Source organism: Streptosporangium sp. G12 (assembly GCF_052983175.1).
Genome location: NZ_JBRIQO010000012.1, coordinates 166,364 through 180,597, shown reverse-complemented (window position 1 = coordinate 180,597; position 14,234 = coordinate 166,364). Strand labels below are relative to the sequence as shown.

Below are 14,234 nucleotides of genomic sequence, written 5' to 3'. Positions count from 1 at the left end.
CGTACGGGGGACGGATCGTCAGGCGGGGACCGAGGCCACGCCCGGCGGCAGGAAGCGCGGCTCCGCGATGCCCGTCCGGTCGAGGTAGGGGGTGACGCCGCCCAGGTGGAACGGCCAGCCCGCGCCGAGGATCATGCACAGGTCGATGTCCTGGGGGGCCGAGACCACGCCCTCCTGGAGCATGAGGCGGATCTCCTCGGCCAGCGCCCGCAGCGCCCGCAGCCGCACCTCCTCCGCCGTCGATGGGGAGGTGCCGCCGGTGAAGAGGGCCACCGCCTCGGGGTCCAGCGAGAAGTCCGGCGCGTAGACGCCCGGCTTGCCCGCCGCGACCAGCCGGGCGAGGTTCTCCGACACCCCGTAGCGGGCCGGGAAGGCCTCGTGCATCGTCTCGGCGACGTGCAGCGCCACGGCGGGGCCCACCAGCTGCATCAGCGCGAACGGGGTCATCGGCAGGCCGAGCCCGTCCAGCGCGTGGTCGGCGACCTCCAGCGGGGTGCCCTCGTCGACGGCGCCGATGACCTCGCCCATGAAGCGCGTCAGCAGGCGGTTGACCACGAACGCGGGCGCGTCCTTGACCAGCACCGACGACTTCTTCAGCGACCGTCCGACGGAGAAGGCCGTGGCGAGCGTCGCGTCGTCGGTCTCCGCCCCCCGCACGATCTCCAGCAGCGGCATCACCGCGACCGGGTTGAAGAAGTGGAAGCCCACCACGCGCTCCGGGTGGCGCAGGCCGGAGGCCATCTCGGTCAGCGAGAGCGAGGAGGTGTTCGTGGCCAGCACGCACTCGGCGGAGACGACCTCCTCCACCTCGGCGAACACCTTCCGCTTGACCTTCATGTCCTCGAACACGGCCTCGATGACGAAGTCGGCGTCGGCGAACGCGTCCTTGGTCAGCGAGCCGGTCACCAGGGCCTTGAGCCGGTTGGCCTGGTCGGCGGAGACGCGCCCCTTGCCGAGCAGCTTGTCCACCTCGGCGTGGACGTAGCCCACACCCTTGTCCAGCCGGGCCTGGTCCAGGTCGGTCAGCACGACCGGGACCTCCAGGCGGCGGGCGAACAGCAGCGCCATCTGCGAGGCCATCAGGCCCGCGCCGACGACGCCGACCTTGGTCACCTTGCGGGCCAGCGCCCTGTCGGGGGCGCCCGCGGGCTTCTTGGCCCGCCGCTGGACCAGGTCGAAGGAGTACAGGCCGGCGCGGAGCTCGTCGCCCATGAGGAGGTCGGCCAGGGCCTGGTCCTCGGCGTCGAAGCCCTCGTCGCGCGAGGCGGTGCGGGCCAGCTCGACCAGTTCCAGCGCCCGGTACGGGGCCGGGGAGGCGCCGTGCAGCCTCATGTCGAGCAGGAAGCGCGCGTCGGCGACCGTCTTGGCCCAGTCGTCCCCGGTGTGGTCGGTACGGGAGACCGTCACGTCACCGCGCAGCACCTGGGCGGCCCAGCGCAGCGACTCCTCCAGGAAGTCGGCGGGCTCGAACATCGCGTCGGCGACACCGAGCGCGAACGCCTCCCTGCCCTTGATCATGCGGTTCTGCGAGAGCGGGTTCTCGACGATCAGCTTGACGGCCGCGGCCGGGCCGATCAGGCGGGGCAGCAGCTGGGTGCCGCCCCAGCCGGGGACCAGGCCGAGAAAGCACTCGGGCAGCGCCACGGCGGGCACCCCGGAGGAGATGGTCCGGTACGTGCAGTGCAGCGCGACCTCCAGGCCGCCGCCCATCGCCGCGCCGTTGACGAAGGCGAACGAGGGCACGTCCAGCTCGCCGAGGCGGCGGAACACGTCGTGTCCCAGCTTGCCGATCCGCAGCGCCTGCTCCCGCTCGGTGACCAGCGCGGCCCCCTTGAGGTCGGCGCCGACGGCGAAGACGAAAGGCTTGCCGACGACGCCCACCGCCGCCAGGTCGCCGCGCCCGGCGACCGCGTCCAGGGCCTCGCCCAGCGAGGTCAGCCCGCCGGGGCCGAACGTCGACGGCTTGGTGTGGTCGAAACCGTTGTCCAGCGTGATCAGGGCCATGGTGCCCGCCCCGTACGGCAGCTCCACGTCGCGGACGGCCGCCCGGGTGACGACCTCGTCGGCGAAGAGCTCCGCGATGTCGGTGGTGCCCGCGCCGCTCGTCTTGATGTCCGTCACTTCTCGCCCTCCCAGCCGAGGTTCTCCCAGATGACCGTTCCGCCCATGCCCAGGCCCACGCACATCGTGGTCACGCCGTAGCGGACGTCGGGGCGCTCGCCGAACTCGCGGGCGAGCTGCGTCATCAGGCGCACCCCGGAGGAGGCCAGCGGGTGGCCGAAGGCGATGGCGCCCCCGTAGGGGTTGACCCGGGGGTCGTCGTCGGCGATGCCGAAGTGTTCCAGGAACGCCAGCACCTGCACGGCGAACGCCTCGTTGATCTCGAAGAGCCCCATGTCGGAGACGGAGAGCCCGGCCAGGCGCAGCGCCCGCTCGGTGGACGGGATCGGCCCGACGCCCATCACCTCGGGGTCCACGCCCGCGAAGGCGTACGAGACCAGGCGCATCTTCGGCGCCAGGCCGAGCTCCTCCGCGACGTCGGCGGCGGCCACGACACAGCCGGTGGCACCGTCGTTGATCCCGGAGGCGTTGCCCGCGGTGACCCGGCCGTGCGGGCGGAACGGGGTCTTCAGCCCGGCGAGGCCCTCCAGCGTGGTGCCCGGGCGGGGCGCCTCGTCGGCGGTGGCCAGCCCCCACCCCTTCTCCGCGGACCTGATCGCCGTCGGGACCAGGTCCGGCTGGATCCTGCCGTCGGCGTACGCCTTGGCGACCTTCTCCTGGGAGGCGAGGGCGAAGGCGTCCGCGCGGTCCTTGGTGATGGAGGGGTAGCGGTCGTGGAGGTTCTCGGCGGTCATGCCCATGACGAGGGCGGAGCCGTCCACGAGCTGCTCGGCCAGGAAGCGGGGGTTGGGGTCGACGCCCTCGCCCATGGGGTGACGGCCCATGTGCTCGACGCCGCCGGCGATGGCGACGTCGTAGGCGCCGAAGGCGATGCCGCCGGCGACCGAGGTCACCGCGGTCATCGCGCCCGCGCACATGCGGTCGATCGAGTAGCCGGGCACGGTCTTGGGCAGGCCGGCCAGGATCGCGGCGGAGCGGCCCAGGGTCAGGCCCTGGTCGCCGATCTGCGTGGTGGCCGCGATGGCCACCTCGTCGACGCGCTCGGGAGGCAGATTCGGGTTACGCCGGATCAGCTCGCGGATGACGCGGATCACCAGGTCGTCGGCGCGCGTCTCGGCGTACAGGCCCTTGGGGCCCGACCTGCCGAATGGTGTGCGCACACCGTCGACGAATACGACGTCACGAGACGAAGGCACGGGGTTCGCTCCTCGTTGCTGGATGGCTTCCCCACCATGCTACTCGTCAGTAACAACGCTTGGCGCGGCCGGGCGCGCGAGAGGTGGGTAAGTTGTCCCCAAGGGTGTGCGGGCCTACGGCCCCACCTCGCGGGCCGTGTCCCGGGATGCGGGGCGAGGGTAACTCTGGCAGACTTTGGAAAACGCTTTCCGGGAGGTTGTCGGTGGTCACGCTTGAGGATGTCGCCCGGCAGGCGGGCGTCTCGCTCGCCACGGCGTCGCGGGTGCTCAACGGCAGCACCCGGCAGGTGGGCGCCTCCCTGCGGGCCAAGGTGGAACTGGCCGCCGCCGAGCTGGGGTACCGCACCAACGTGGCCGCGCAGACCCTCGCCAGGGGGGCCAGCAACGTGATCGGCCTGGTCGTCCACGACCTCACCGACCCCTACTTCGCCGCGATCGCCGACGGGGCCATGCGGGTCGCCGAGAGCCAGGGGCTCATGGTCATGATCGGTACGACCCACCGCGACCCCCAGCGGGAGATCGCCTACGTCTCGACGCTCAACGCCCAGCGGGTCCGTGCCGTGCTGCTCGTCGGCTCCCGGGTCACCGACCCGGAGGCGACCCGGCGGCTCCGGACGGAACTCGACCACTACCGGGAGTCCGGGGGCCGGGTCGCGTGCGTGGGCCAGAACCTGCTCGGCGTCGACACGGTGGTGCCGGACAACCGCCTGGGCGCCGCCGAGCTGGCCCGCGCCCTCGCCGGGCTGGGGCACCGCAACTTCGCGATCCTCGCCGGGCCGGACTGGCTGATCGCGCCCAAGGACAGGGTGGAGGGGTTCACCGGCGCGCTGGAGGAGCTCGGCCTGCCCGCGCCGCGCGTCCTGAACGGCTCCTTCGACCGGGAGGGCGGCTACGCGGCGGCCACCCAGGTGTCGGGGGTCACGTGCGTCTTCGCCGTCAACGACGTGATGGCGGTGGGCGCCCTGGCCGCCTTCAGGGACCGGGGCATCCGGGTTCCCGAGGACGTCTCCGTGGCGGGCTTCGACGACATCTTCACCCTGCGCGACCTGGTTCCCTCGCTGTCCACCGTGCGGCTGCCGCTCGCCGGCATGGGCGCCCGCGCGCTGGAGCTGGCCCTCGACCCTTCCGAGGAGTCCAGGGCCGAGATCGTGACCGGCGAGGTGATCCTCCGGGAGAGCACCCGCGGCCTGGGGTGACACGCCTCCGTCCCGAAAGGCCGGTCCGCCGCCCGTCACGGCGAGCGGATCCGGCGGCCCGGCCGCCACGGGGCCGTCCTGAGAGGCCGGAGGCGGTGAGGCCGGCACGACGATCGGCCCGGACACCTTCCGGGGTGTCCGGGCCGATCGTGTCGTAGGGGAAGGCGAGGGCGGGAAGAGAGAAGAGCGGGGGTCAGCGCATGCCGGGAACGGGGTTTCCCTGCTCGTTGACCGGCGGGACCATGATCTGGCCGCGCAGCCAGCGGATCGTCCTGATGACCCCGTCGCCGTAGCCGGGGGAGTGCTGGCGGCCCCGGCCGAGCTGCCGGGACACGTCCTCGGCGGCGCTCTCCTCCATGCCGAGGTTGAGGCCGGTCGGCCCGTGGATGGGGCGGGGAGTGTTACGGACCGGGGACTTCCTGCGGGTGCCGAGGACCCACTCGCACACGGCGATGGTGCCCGCGCACCATTCCTTCTCCCACTCGCCCGCCGCGTTGGGCCGGCCCTCGGCGGCCAGCTGGGCGACCTTGGCGATCTCGGCTTCGGTGCGCAGGATCACGCCGCGCCCGCCGACCAGGTGTCCCCAGCCCTCCGAGGACCGGCGGCCGGGGATGGGCAGCCCGTCCTTGGCGCCGATCAACCAGTTCAGGGTGCTGATGACCCCGTCGGCCGGCACGACCCGGCCCTCGCGCGGAACCCGCTCGGCGGCGTCGATCTCGGCGCGCGCCTCGGCCAGGGTGGGCGGGGATCCCGAGGAGGGGCGGCCGCTGATCGGCGCCTGCTCCCGCTTGCCCAGGGCCCAGAGGATCGCCTCTCCCTGGCCGGAGGGGGCCGAGTCGGGGTTGGCCGCCTCCCACTCCCTGATCGCTTCCAGTACGGCCATCACATGTTCCGGCGGCCGCTGTACGGCGGGGCTGGCTTCGCTTTCTGCGGTCGTCATACCCCTACCGTACGAGTACCTGCCATGTCACTCCAACGTGAAGCGGTAATCCGGGCCCGTCGAACACGTTTTCCTGCCCGTTGGAACGGTCCCCCGCCCCCGGAACACCGTGGCGGGGGACCGCGTGTCAACCGCCGACGAACTCGGCGAAGGCGGCCTTCACCCTGGCCAGGATCCCGTCGGGGTCGGCGGCCCACACGTCCGCGTTGAAGATCTCCACTTCGATGTCCCCCGTGTAGCCCGCCTCGGCCACCGCCCGGGTCATCGGCGCGAAGTCGATCACCCCGTCGCCCATCACCCCCCGGCCGAGCAGCACGTCGGCGGGCAGCGGCGACAGGAAGTCGCACACCTGGTAGCTCGCGATCCGGCCCGACGCCCTCGCGATCTCCTCCAGCACCCGCGGGTCCCACCACACGTGGAAGGTGTCGACGACGACGCCCACCTGCTCGGCGGGGTGCGCCTCGGCCAGGTCGAGCGCCTGGCCGAGTGTGGACAGCACGGCCCGGTCGGCGCAGTACATCGGGTGCAGCGGTTCGAGGGCGAGCCGCACCCCGCGCTCGCCCGCGTACGGGGCCAGCACGGCCAGCGCCTCGGCGACCCGCTCCCGCGCGGCGGGCAGGTCGCGGGAGATCGTGCCCAGCGGCTCGCCGGGCACCACGCCGGGCAGGCCGCCGACCACCATGACCAGGCAGGCGGCGCCCAGCGCCGCGGCCTCGTCGATCGCCCTGCGGTTGTCGTCCAGGGCCTCGGGCCCGCCGGAGGTGAGGAACCCGCCCCGGCACAGCGACGACACCCGCAGCCCGGCGTCCGCGACGAGCTTGACGGTCTGCTCCAGACCCTGCGCGGCGACGTCCTGCCGCCACAGGCCGACGGCCTCGACGCCGTGCCGCACGCACCCGTCGACGGCCTCGGCCACCGACCACCGCTTCGTGGTCCACTGGTTCAGCGAGAACCGGCTCGTACGCGCTCTCACAGGCCGTTCACCGCCAGCAGGGAGCGCATCCGGGAGACCGCCAGCTCGGGGTCGGCCAGCAGCCCGGCCCCGTCGGCCAGGCGGAAAACCTCGGCCAGGTGGGGCAGGGAACGGGCCGCCTGGGCGCCGTTGACCATGGCGAAGGCGTCCTGGTGGCCGTTGAGCCACGCCAGGAGGACGATGCCCGTCTTGTAGTTGTACGTCGGGGCCTCGAAGATCTTCCGCGAGAGCGGGACCGTGGGCTCCATGATCTCGTCGTACCGCCCGAGGTCGCCCGCGTCGAGCGCCTCCAGGGCCGCCGCGGCCGCGGGGGCGATCGCGTCGAAGATCCCCAGGAGGGCGTGGCTGCCCGATTTGATGAGCGAGGGGTAGTTGAAGTCGTCGCCGGTGTAGAGCCGCACGCCCTCGGGCAGCGCCGCGCGCAGCCCGATCTCGTGCTCGGCGTCCAGCAGCGAGACCTTGACCCCGTCCACCTTCGCCGCGTGGTCGCGGATCAGGGACAGGAAGGACGCGGTGGCCTCGGACACGTCCCGCGAACCCCAGTAGCCCGCCAGGTTCGGGTCGAACATCTCGCCCAGCCAGTGCAGGACCACCGGGCGGTCGACCCGGGAGAACAGCTCGCCGTAGACCCGGTGGTAGTCCTCCGGGCCCCGCGCGATCGCGGCCAGCTGACGGCTCGCCATCACGATGACCCCGGCGCCCGCGTCCCGCACGGTCTCGATCTGCTCGGTGTAGGCCGCCACGACCTCGTCCAGGGTCCGGGCGTGCGGGGCCTGGTCGGTCCCCGCGCCGCAGGCCACCAGCTCCGCCGGGTCGCCGAAGGCCTTCGCCTCGGTGGCGCTGCGCCGGATCAGCTCGCGGGTGGCCGCCCAGTCGAGACCCATGTTGCGCTGCGCGGTGTCCATGGCGTCGGCGACCCGCAGCCCGTACGACCACAGGTGGTGCCGGAAGCGCAGGGTGGCGTCCCAGTCGACGGCGGCGGGGGAGCCGGGGGTGTTGTCGCCGAGCGGGTCGGCGACCACGTGGGCGGCGGCGTAGACGGTGCGGCTCACCGCCGGGCCCGCGGGCCTGGTCCAGGTGACCCGCTCGCGCAGGGTGTGCTCCCCGCCGGGCAGCGCGATCCTCAGGGTGGTCATCAGGGCTCCACCGGCAGGCGGCGGCCCTCGGCGGAGGAGCGCAGGCCCAGCTCGGCGAGGCGGACGCCGCGCGCGCCCGAGGCGAAGTCGTAGGGGAAGGGCGCGTCCTCGACCACGTGGCGGACGAACAGCTCCCACTGGATCTTGAAGCCGTTGTCGAACTCCGCGTTGTCGGGCACCTCCTGCCAGCCGTCCCTGAAGCGGGCGGTGGCGGGCAGGTCGGGGTTCCAGACCGGCTTGGGAGTGGCGGCGCGGTGCTGGATCCGGCAGTTGCGCAGGCCCGCGACGGCGCTGCCGTGCGTGCCGTCCACCTGGAACTCCACCAGCTCGTCGCGGTTCACCCTGACGCTCCAGGAGGAGTTGATCTGCGCGATGGTCCCGCCCTCCAGCTCGAACACCCCGTAGGCGGCGTCGTCGGCGGTGGCCCGGTAGCTCTCGCCCCGCTCGTCCACCCGCTCGGGGATGTGGGTGACGGCCTGGGCGTAGACCGAGGTGACCCGGCCGAACAGGTTCTCCAGCACGTACGCCCAGTGCGGGAACATGTCGAGGACGATGCCGCCGCCGTCCTCGGTGCGGTAGTTCCACGACGGGCGCTGCGCGTCCTGCCAGTCGCCCTCGAACACCCAGTAGCCGAACTCGCCGCGCACCGACAGGATCCGGCCGAAGAAGCCGCCGTCGATCAGGCGCTTGAGCTTGAGCAGGCCCGGCAGGAAGAGCTTGTCCTGCACGACGCCGTTCTTCACACCCCTCGCGGTCGCGGCCTCGGCCAGCGCCAGCGCGTCCTCGTACGTCTCGGCGGTCGGCTTCTCCGCGTAGACGTGCTTGCCCGCCTCGATCGCCGCGAGCACGGCCTTCACCCGGGCCTGGGTGACCTGGGCGTCGAAGTAGACCAGGTTGGCGTCGTCCGCGAGGGCGGTGTCGAGGTCGGTGGTCCAGTCCGCGATGCCGTGCTCGCTCGCCAGCCTCTCCAGTTTCTCCGCGCTCCGGCCCACCAGCACCGGCCTGAGCAGAACCCTCCCGCCGCCCGACAGCGTCACGCCGCCCTGCTCGTTGATCGCCAGGACCGATCGGACCAGGTGCTGGCGGTAGCCCATGCGGCCCGTGACACCGTTCATCACGACGCCGATGCTTTGCGGGGACATCTTTTCTCCGACCTCCGATTGGAAAGCGCTTTCCTTTCCACGGTACGGCAGCCGTCCCGCCTGCTGCAAGCGCCGGGAGAAAGGAGGGGTGAGCTGGAGGGCGTCCGCGTGGGCGGCGGGCGGGCCGCGCCGGCGGCCGGTCCGGGGGTGGCGTGCGTGCCTCGCCCCGCGCCCGGAGGCGGGGCCCGCGCCGTCCTCGGCAAGGAAGGCGACTTCGCCGGCGCGATCGGCGAGGGACCCCGGGTCGTGTTCAACGTGATCGACCGGCACGCTGCGCGGCTGCTTCGTCGACGACGAGGGCACGAATCCGGCCGGCACCGCCGCAGTCGCCTACGAGCCGTGTCGCGCGGTCGGAACCCTGCCCGCCCCAGGGGTCCGTCAGATTTTGGTGGACCATTCCCTTCGAATTACCTGCCCTGATTTGTAGTAATTGACCTATTTTGAGTGCTTTTGATAGCTAATGTCGGGTATTTCTTCTTCGCTGAGACAGCGGCGGCCTCGCCGCTTCGGCTCCTGCCGATGCGACGGGCCGCACGACCAGCAAAGGAGATGACTGCCATGTCCACCAGAATTCGCCAAGCGATCGTAGTCGCCGTCGCCGGTATCGCGATTATCGGCAGCGGCACGATGAACGTGGCCTCGGCCGGCACGGCCTCCACGAAGACGGCGGTAGCCGATGCTTCACAGCGCGCGGCAATGGCAAGCACGTCCCAGGCCAAGCCCTGCCATGAAGACAAGCACTGCTCGCAGGGCTACAGCGCCGGGTACAGCGCCGGAAGGGCCTCCTGTAAAAGCGAGCGGCGGCGAGAGTACAGGCGGGAGAGCGGTCGCGGCTTCGGACGGTTCCAAACCGGGTTCGACATGGGATATGACCGAGCCCGTGCCAGGTTCTGCTGACGAAGAATAGGCACCCGAGAATTCGAGGTGCCGGCGGGTCCCGACCTTCCCTCCGGAGGTCGGGAGCCGCCGCCGCGACCGATCTCCGACGACGCCGGGCCGAGCGGGGAGCGAACGCGATGACGTCGTCGGTGGGTTCGGGCATGGGGGCCTCCCGTGGGCGCGTTCTGCATTACCGGCGGAAGCGGCGATCATCGGTACCGATGACGCCGTGCAGACGCACGCGGCCACGTTGATCATGTGAATTCCCTGGTCAAGCGTCATTCGTGTCTTCGGCCGGGGACCGGTAAACTCCGGTCACCGATCGTTCGGAGATGGGGGCTAGGGTGTCGGCCATCCGGCTGCTGGTGCTCGGGGCCGTCCGCGAACGCGGCCGGGCGCACGGTTACCAGGTGCGCGGAGACCTGGAGAGCTGGGGCGCGCACGAGTGGTCCACGGCCAAGCCCGGCTCGATCTACCACGCGCTCAGGCAGATGGCCAAGCAGGGGCTGCTGCGTGCCCACGAGATGGCGCCGAGCGCCGCGGGCGGACCGCCGCGCGTGGAGTACGAGCTCACCGACGCGGGTGACGCGGAGTTCCTGGACATGTTGCGCAAGGCCCTGGCCAGGCACGACCAGAAGATCGACGAGCTGACGGCCGGGGTGGGCTTCCTCACCTGCCTGCCCAGGGAAGAGGTGGTCGCGCTGCTCAAGAAGCGGCTGGCGGCACTCGACGGCTGGCGGGCGGAGGTCGCCCGCCACTGGACGGCCGACGACGCCGACTCCCGGGACTGGGAGCCGATCGCCGAGATCATGCGACTCTGGACGCACTTCTCCGGCAGCGGCGCCGAGTGGACCCGCGGGCTGATCGAACGCCTGGAAAGGGACGCGCGCGCGTCCTGAGGGAGGCCGTGCCGGTGCCGTCGGCTTCCGGTGGACACGAGTGGACATGGGCGATCGCCGCTACACTCGGCTCCGGCAATAGTAAAATTTGACTACTGCTCATCCGGAGGAGCGAGATGGCCGACGAGACGACCGTGCCGGCACTGCCCTGCCGATCGATCGACGAGATCGAGGAGTTCTACACCGCGCTGGGTTTCACCAGGACCTACCACCAGGTTCGCCCGAACCCGTACCTCGCCCTACGGCGGGAGGACATCCATCTGCACTTCTTCGCCATCCCGGGCTTCAACCCGGAGGACTCCTACGGCACCTGCATCATCACCGTCCCCGATACCGGAGCTCTCTTCAGCGCCTTCGCCGAGGGCATGCGATCCGCGTACGGCAAGCTCCTGATCTCCGGGATCCCCCGGATGACCAGGCCGCGGAAGCGGAAGAACGCCGGCGACCTCGCCGGGTTCACGATCGTCGACCCGGGAGGGAACTGGATCCGGATCTTCCCCGCGGCCGCGGCCGCGGACCGGGAGGAACCTCCGGCGGGCAGGCTCGCCACGGCGGTGCGGAACGCCGTCGTCATGGGCGACTCCCACGGCGATCACCGGCAGGCCGCCAAGATTCTCGACGGCGCGCTGGCGCGAGCCGGGGACGCGCCGAACGCGGACCTCGTCGAAGCGCTCGTCTACCGCGCGGAGATGGCCCTGGCGCTCTCCGACCACGGGCGGGCGGGCGAGCTGCTGGCCCGCGTCCGCGAGATCCCCCTGGACGCCGCGGAGCGGGAACGGCTGGCCGACTCGCTGGCCGGCGCCGACGACATCGAGACGATCCTGTCGGCCGGTTGAGCCTGGCGAGGATTCCGGCGTTCACCAGATCTTCATGCCGTATTGGCAGGGGAAAGGGAGGGCCGCGCCTTTCCGCGCGCCGTGTCGTCGCAGATCAAACGCATCCGATCATGGACCGAGGCAGTATCCGACCAAGCGCGCCCTGACTCGTCGTCAAACCATGACATTTAAGCATTTGTCATGAGTTGAGACGTTCCGTCTGTCGTCCTCTCGCCGTGCCCAGACCCCCCGACTGGCCGAGGTGGAGCGACAGAAGGGGCCACTCGTGAAACGAGTCGTCACCGGGATTTCCGCTGCCCTCACGGCAATTCTCCTCACCGTCTCCCTGACGACGGGAACGGCCTCGGCGACCCCGCCGAACATCCCCTCGGCGGCCACCGCCGCCAGCAGGCTGGCGACGCTCACCGTCGCCCCGGAGACCAACCAGTCCTCCTACGACCGGTCGCTGTTCAACCACTGGATCACCATCAGCGGCGCCTGCAACACCCGCGAGACGGTGCTCAAGAGGGACGGTACGGGAGTGGTCGTCAACTCCAGCTGCGTGCCCACCTCCGGCAGCTGGTACTCCCCGTTCGACGGCGCCACCTGGACCGCCGCGAGCGACGTCGACATCGACCACATGGTGCCGCTCGCCGAGGCGTGGCGCTCGGGCGCCTACGCCTGGACCAGCGCGCAGCGCCAGTCCTACGCCAACGACCTGGGCGGCCCCGAGCTGTGGGCGGTCACCGACGACGTCAACCAGGCCAAGGGCGACCAGGACCCCTCGACGTGGCAGCCGCCGCTGGGAGGCTTCGACTGCACCTACGCCAGGGCGTGGATCCAGGTGAAGTATTACTGGAAGCTGACGCTGCAGAGCTCGGAGAAGAGCGCCCTGCAGGGCATGCTCGCGACCTGCTGAGCGTCTCGTCCCTCTGGTCGGAGGGACGAGACGCCCGCCGTCCGCGTGACGGGGAGATCCCGCGTCGGGTCCCGCGCCCCGGCTCAGGGGTGGGGGCGGGACCCGGGGCCTCCCCGTCACGCGACGGCCGCCGTGAGACCGGCCAGGCCGGTCAGGCCGTACGGCTGGCGGAGACGGAGACGGAGACGGAAACGAAGACGGAGATCACGGGGCCGCGATGGTGTACGTCGCACCCGCCTGGGTCGGGAAGGTGATCACGTTGCCGCCGACGGTGTGGGCCACCGTGCCGCCGCCGACCCGGTCGACCACGATCGTCCGGCCGGGCCAGGGGTGCTGCAGGCGCACCTGGCGGCCCGCCTCGCTGGTGATGTCCACGTAGGTCACGCGACCGCCGGAGAACGCGCTGGAGACGACCAGGGCGCCCTTCTCCCGCAGCTTGACGAAGCTCGCGTTCCTGTTCGACGGCCAGACGGGGAACACCCGCATGACGCCGCCGTCACTTTGCAGCATCAGGTTGTTGACCGCCTCGATCGCCCCGCCCTTCTCGATCCCGTGGTGGGGGGTCGCGGACGGGCAGGTTGGCGTCCAGCTTGGCGCTGATCTGGTTCTTGAGCCTGTCGATCAGGCTCTGCGCCGGACGGCCCACCCGCGATGCCCGGATCGGACAGCCGGCCGGGCGGGTCCTCGACGCCCAGGCCGCGCAGCGCGGAGTCGAGCAGGCCGTCGTCGGTGAGGACGACCTGCCGGATGACGCTGACCACCACCGAGCTCAGCACCACGGGGGTGAAGAACACCCTCCGCGGCGCGACGTGGAGCCGGGTGGGCCGGTCGAGCAGCTGCGCGATGAGCAGGCCGCCCACGTTGGCCGGCACCATCACGATGACGGTCACCACGACGGTGTTCGCCAGCGCCTTGAGGAACTCGGCGTCGCCCAGCGGCTCGGTGTAGTTGCGCAGCCCCACTCGTCTGGTCGGCGGGTTGAACGGGTTGCGGTTGGTCAGGCCGTAGTACGCGGTCATGCCGATCGGCACCAGGACGAACAGCAGGTACGCCAGCAGCCCGGGAAGGGCGAACAGGGCAAGGTGGTGATCCTGCCGCTCACCCGCCGCCGGCCGCGGACGGGGGCGGCCGCGAGGGTCAGGCGGCCGGGGAGGGTGGGCGGTGCGCCGCGTGACGGTGCCGGTGGAGCTCCTCGCGCGGGGATCGGGGGAGTCGGCCCCCGGGACCTGACGGCTCCGGCGCCGTCGTCGCCCCGCCGCCGTCCCCGCGAGGCGAATGTCCAGGCTTCTTCGCCGGCCGCGTGAAAAGCGCGCGGCAGCGCGTACCCGTGCGTGTCGAGCCGGACACGAAGGGTAGTCGTCCTTTGGGGGGATTCCCGCGAGGGCGGATGTGACGACGGCGATTCGTGAGACCAGGTGGAGGGCTTCGGGCATGGAGACGGGAAAGCTCGCGGAGGTATTTCTGGACAGCGCCTACGAATCGGTCGGGCGGGCGCGCCGCGAGACGCACGAGGCCCTCGGGCCGGACCACGTCCTGCTGCCGGACGTCGTCCAGGTGGTCTCGGAACTGCTGGCGAACGCCGTGGAGCACGCCGACCGCGGACTGGTGGGCGACCTGATCGGCCTGACGCTGACCGCCACCCTCGACTCCGTCCACGTCGAGGTCTCCGATCCCGGCTCCGCCTCCCGCGCCCCGCACATCCCGCGGGACCTGCCTCCCGGTGCCAGGCGCGGGCGCGGCCTGCTCATCGTCGACCGGCTCTCCGGCGGGCGCTGGGGGACCCGCGAGCACGGCCCGGGGCTGGGCCGGACGGTGTGGTGCGCCGTTCCCTACGTGCGGCCGGAGCCACCCGCGGCGGAGGAGGAAGAGGCGGAGCGGTTCTCGTCGTGGGCCCTCTCGGCGGCCTGCCGGAACTGAGCCGGAACGTTCCCGCAGGCCGGGGAGCCGGGCCAGGAAGCCGGGCGGGGGAGCCGGGCCGGAGCGGGCCATGCCCGCCCGGGTCCCGGAAGTAGTGATCT

General features: G+C 71.7%; 14 protein-coding genes. 5 read left to right on the top strand and 9 right to left on the bottom strand.

The window, feature by feature from the left end:
• Positions 1–18: 18 nt before the first annotated feature.
• Positions 19–2,121 carry a 3-hydroxyacyl-CoA dehydrogenase NAD-binding domain-containing protein gene (locus tag ACVCAG_RS19900; RefSeq protein WP_440084794.1) on the bottom strand — a complete coding sequence of 701 codons (2,103 nt, stop codon included), beginning with the start codon at positions 2,119–2,121 and terminating at the stop codon, positions 19–21.
• Positions 2,118–3,317 carry an acetyl-CoA C-acyltransferase gene (locus ACVCAG_RS19895; protein WP_440084793.1) on the bottom strand — a complete coding sequence of 400 codons (1,200 nt, stop codon included), beginning with the start codon at positions 3,315–3,317 and terminating at the stop codon, positions 2,118–2,120. Before ACVCAG_RS19895 ends, ACVCAG_RS19900 begins: the two co-directional genes overlap by 4 nt.
• Before the next feature lie 203 nt (positions 3,318–3,520).
• Between ACVCAG_RS19895 and ACVCAG_RS19890 the strand changes: the two genes are divergently transcribed.
• Complete coding sequence (locus tag ACVCAG_RS19890) at positions 3,521–4,513, top strand: substrate-binding domain-containing protein (RefSeq protein WP_440084792.1); 993 nt, start codon at positions 3,521–3,523, stop codon at positions 4,511–4,513.
• A 193-nt stretch (positions 4,514–4,706) separates the two neighbouring features.
• On the opposite strand, the gene ACVCAG_RS19885 is transcribed toward ACVCAG_RS19890, so the two are convergent.
• The 5 genes from ACVCAG_RS19885 to ACVCAG_RS19865 form a co-directional block, all read right to left on the bottom strand.
• A complete protein-coding gene (locus ACVCAG_RS19885; protein WP_440084791.1) occupies positions 4,707–5,453 on the bottom strand; it encodes a hypothetical protein in 747 nt (248 codons plus the stop codon).
• Positions 5,454–5,580: 127 nt separating this feature from the next.
• On the bottom strand, positions 5,581–6,426 hold the full coding sequence (locus ACVCAG_RS19880) for a TIM barrel protein (protein ID WP_440084790.1): 846 nt from the start codon (positions 6,424–6,426) through the stop codon (positions 5,581–5,583).
• The gene (locus tag ACVCAG_RS19875) at positions 6,423–7,562 is read right to left on the bottom strand and encodes a dihydrodipicolinate synthase family protein (protein ID WP_440084789.1); all 1,140 of its coding nucleotides are present in this window, start codon (positions 7,560–7,562) and stop codon (positions 6,423–6,425) included. The genes ACVCAG_RS19880 and ACVCAG_RS19875 overlap by 4 nt, the downstream gene beginning before the upstream one ends.
• Positions 7,562–8,704, bottom strand: coding sequence for a Gfo/Idh/MocA family protein (locus tag ACVCAG_RS19870; RefSeq protein ID WP_440084788.1), 1,143 nt, complete (start codon positions 8,702–8,704; stop codon positions 7,562–7,564). The genes ACVCAG_RS19875 and ACVCAG_RS19870 overlap by 1 nt, the downstream gene beginning before the upstream one ends.
• Before the next feature lie 407 nt (positions 8,705–9,111).
• Positions 9,112–9,423 (bottom strand): hypothetical protein, encoded by a 312-nt coding sequence (locus tag ACVCAG_RS19865; protein WP_440084787.1) that lies wholly within the window; start codon positions 9,421–9,423, stop codon positions 9,112–9,114.
• Between the two features lie 492 nt (positions 9,424–9,915).
• On the opposite strand from ACVCAG_RS19865, the gene ACVCAG_RS19860 reads away from it, so the two are divergent.
• The 3 genes from ACVCAG_RS19860 (at position 9,916) to ACVCAG_RS19850 (ending at position 12,216) form a co-directional block, all read left to right on the top strand.
• Positions 9,916–10,482 carry a helix-turn-helix transcriptional regulator gene (locus tag ACVCAG_RS19860; RefSeq protein ID WP_440084786.1) on the top strand — a complete coding sequence of 189 codons (567 nt, stop codon included), beginning with the start codon at positions 9,916–9,918 and terminating at the stop codon, positions 10,480–10,482.
• Positions 10,483–10,598: 116 nt separating this feature from the next.
• Positions 10,599–11,318 carry a VOC family protein gene (locus ACVCAG_RS19855; RefSeq protein ID WP_440084785.1) on the top strand — a complete coding sequence of 240 codons (720 nt, stop codon included), beginning with the start codon at positions 10,599–10,601 and terminating at the stop codon, positions 11,316–11,318.
• Positions 11,319–11,583: 265 nt separating this feature from the next.
• Entirely contained in the window at positions 11,584–12,216 is a 633-nt protein-coding gene (locus ACVCAG_RS19850; RefSeq protein ID WP_440084784.1) for an HNH endonuclease family protein, read from the top strand.
• 204 nt (positions 12,217–12,420) lie between these two features.
• Here the strand turns inward: ACVCAG_RS19850 and ACVCAG_RS19845 are convergent, their stop codons facing one another.
• Together ACVCAG_RS19845 and ACVCAG_RS19840 are read right to left on the bottom strand one after the other, a co-directional pair.
• Entirely contained in the window at positions 12,421–12,726 is a 306-nt protein-coding gene (locus ACVCAG_RS19845; protein WP_440084783.1) for a glycoside hydrolase family 95-like protein, read from the bottom strand.
• Positions 12,726–13,247 (bottom strand): hypothetical protein, encoded by a 522-nt coding sequence (locus ACVCAG_RS19840; RefSeq protein WP_440084782.1) that lies wholly within the window; start codon positions 13,245–13,247, stop codon positions 12,726–12,728. The genes ACVCAG_RS19845 and ACVCAG_RS19840 overlap by 1 nt, the downstream gene beginning before the upstream one ends.
• 400 nt (positions 13,248–13,647) lie before the next feature.
• On the opposite strand from ACVCAG_RS19840, the gene ACVCAG_RS19835 reads away from it, so the two are divergent.
• Positions 13,648–14,133, top strand: coding sequence for an ATP-binding protein (locus tag ACVCAG_RS19835; RefSeq protein ID WP_440084781.1), 486 nt, complete (start codon positions 13,648–13,650; stop codon positions 14,131–14,133).
• Positions 14,134–14,234: the final 101 nt, after the last annotated feature.

Bases quoted from the DNA above. Each gene is read 5' to 3' on its own strand.
- ACVCAG_RS19885 (WP_440084791.1), bottom strand. From the start codon at position 5,453: ATGACGACCGCAGAAAGCGAAGCCAGCCCCGCCGTACAGCGGCCGCCG.
- ACVCAG_RS19875 (WP_440084789.1), bottom strand. From the start codon at position 7,562: ATGACCACCCTGAGGATCGCGCTGCCCGGCGGGGAGCACACCCTGCGC.
- ACVCAG_RS19870 (WP_440084788.1), bottom strand. From the start codon at position 8,704: ATGTCCCCGCAAAGCATCGGCGTCGTGATGAACGGTGTCACGGGCCGC.
- ACVCAG_RS19860 (WP_440084786.1), top strand. From the start codon at position 9,916: ATGGGGGCTAGGGTGTCGGCCATCCGGCTGCTGGTGCTCGGGGCCGTC.
- ACVCAG_RS19855 (WP_440084785.1), top strand. From the start codon at position 10,599: ATGGCCGACGAGACGACCGTGCCGGCACTGCCCTGCCGATCGATCGAC.
- ACVCAG_RS19845 (WP_440084783.1), bottom strand. From the start codon at position 12,726: ATGCTGCAAAGTGACGGCGGCGTCATGCGGGTGTTCCCCGTCTGGCCG.
- ACVCAG_RS19835 (WP_440084781.1), top strand. From the start codon at position 13,648: ATGGAGACGGGAAAGCTCGCGGAGGTATTTCTGGACAGCGCCTACGAA.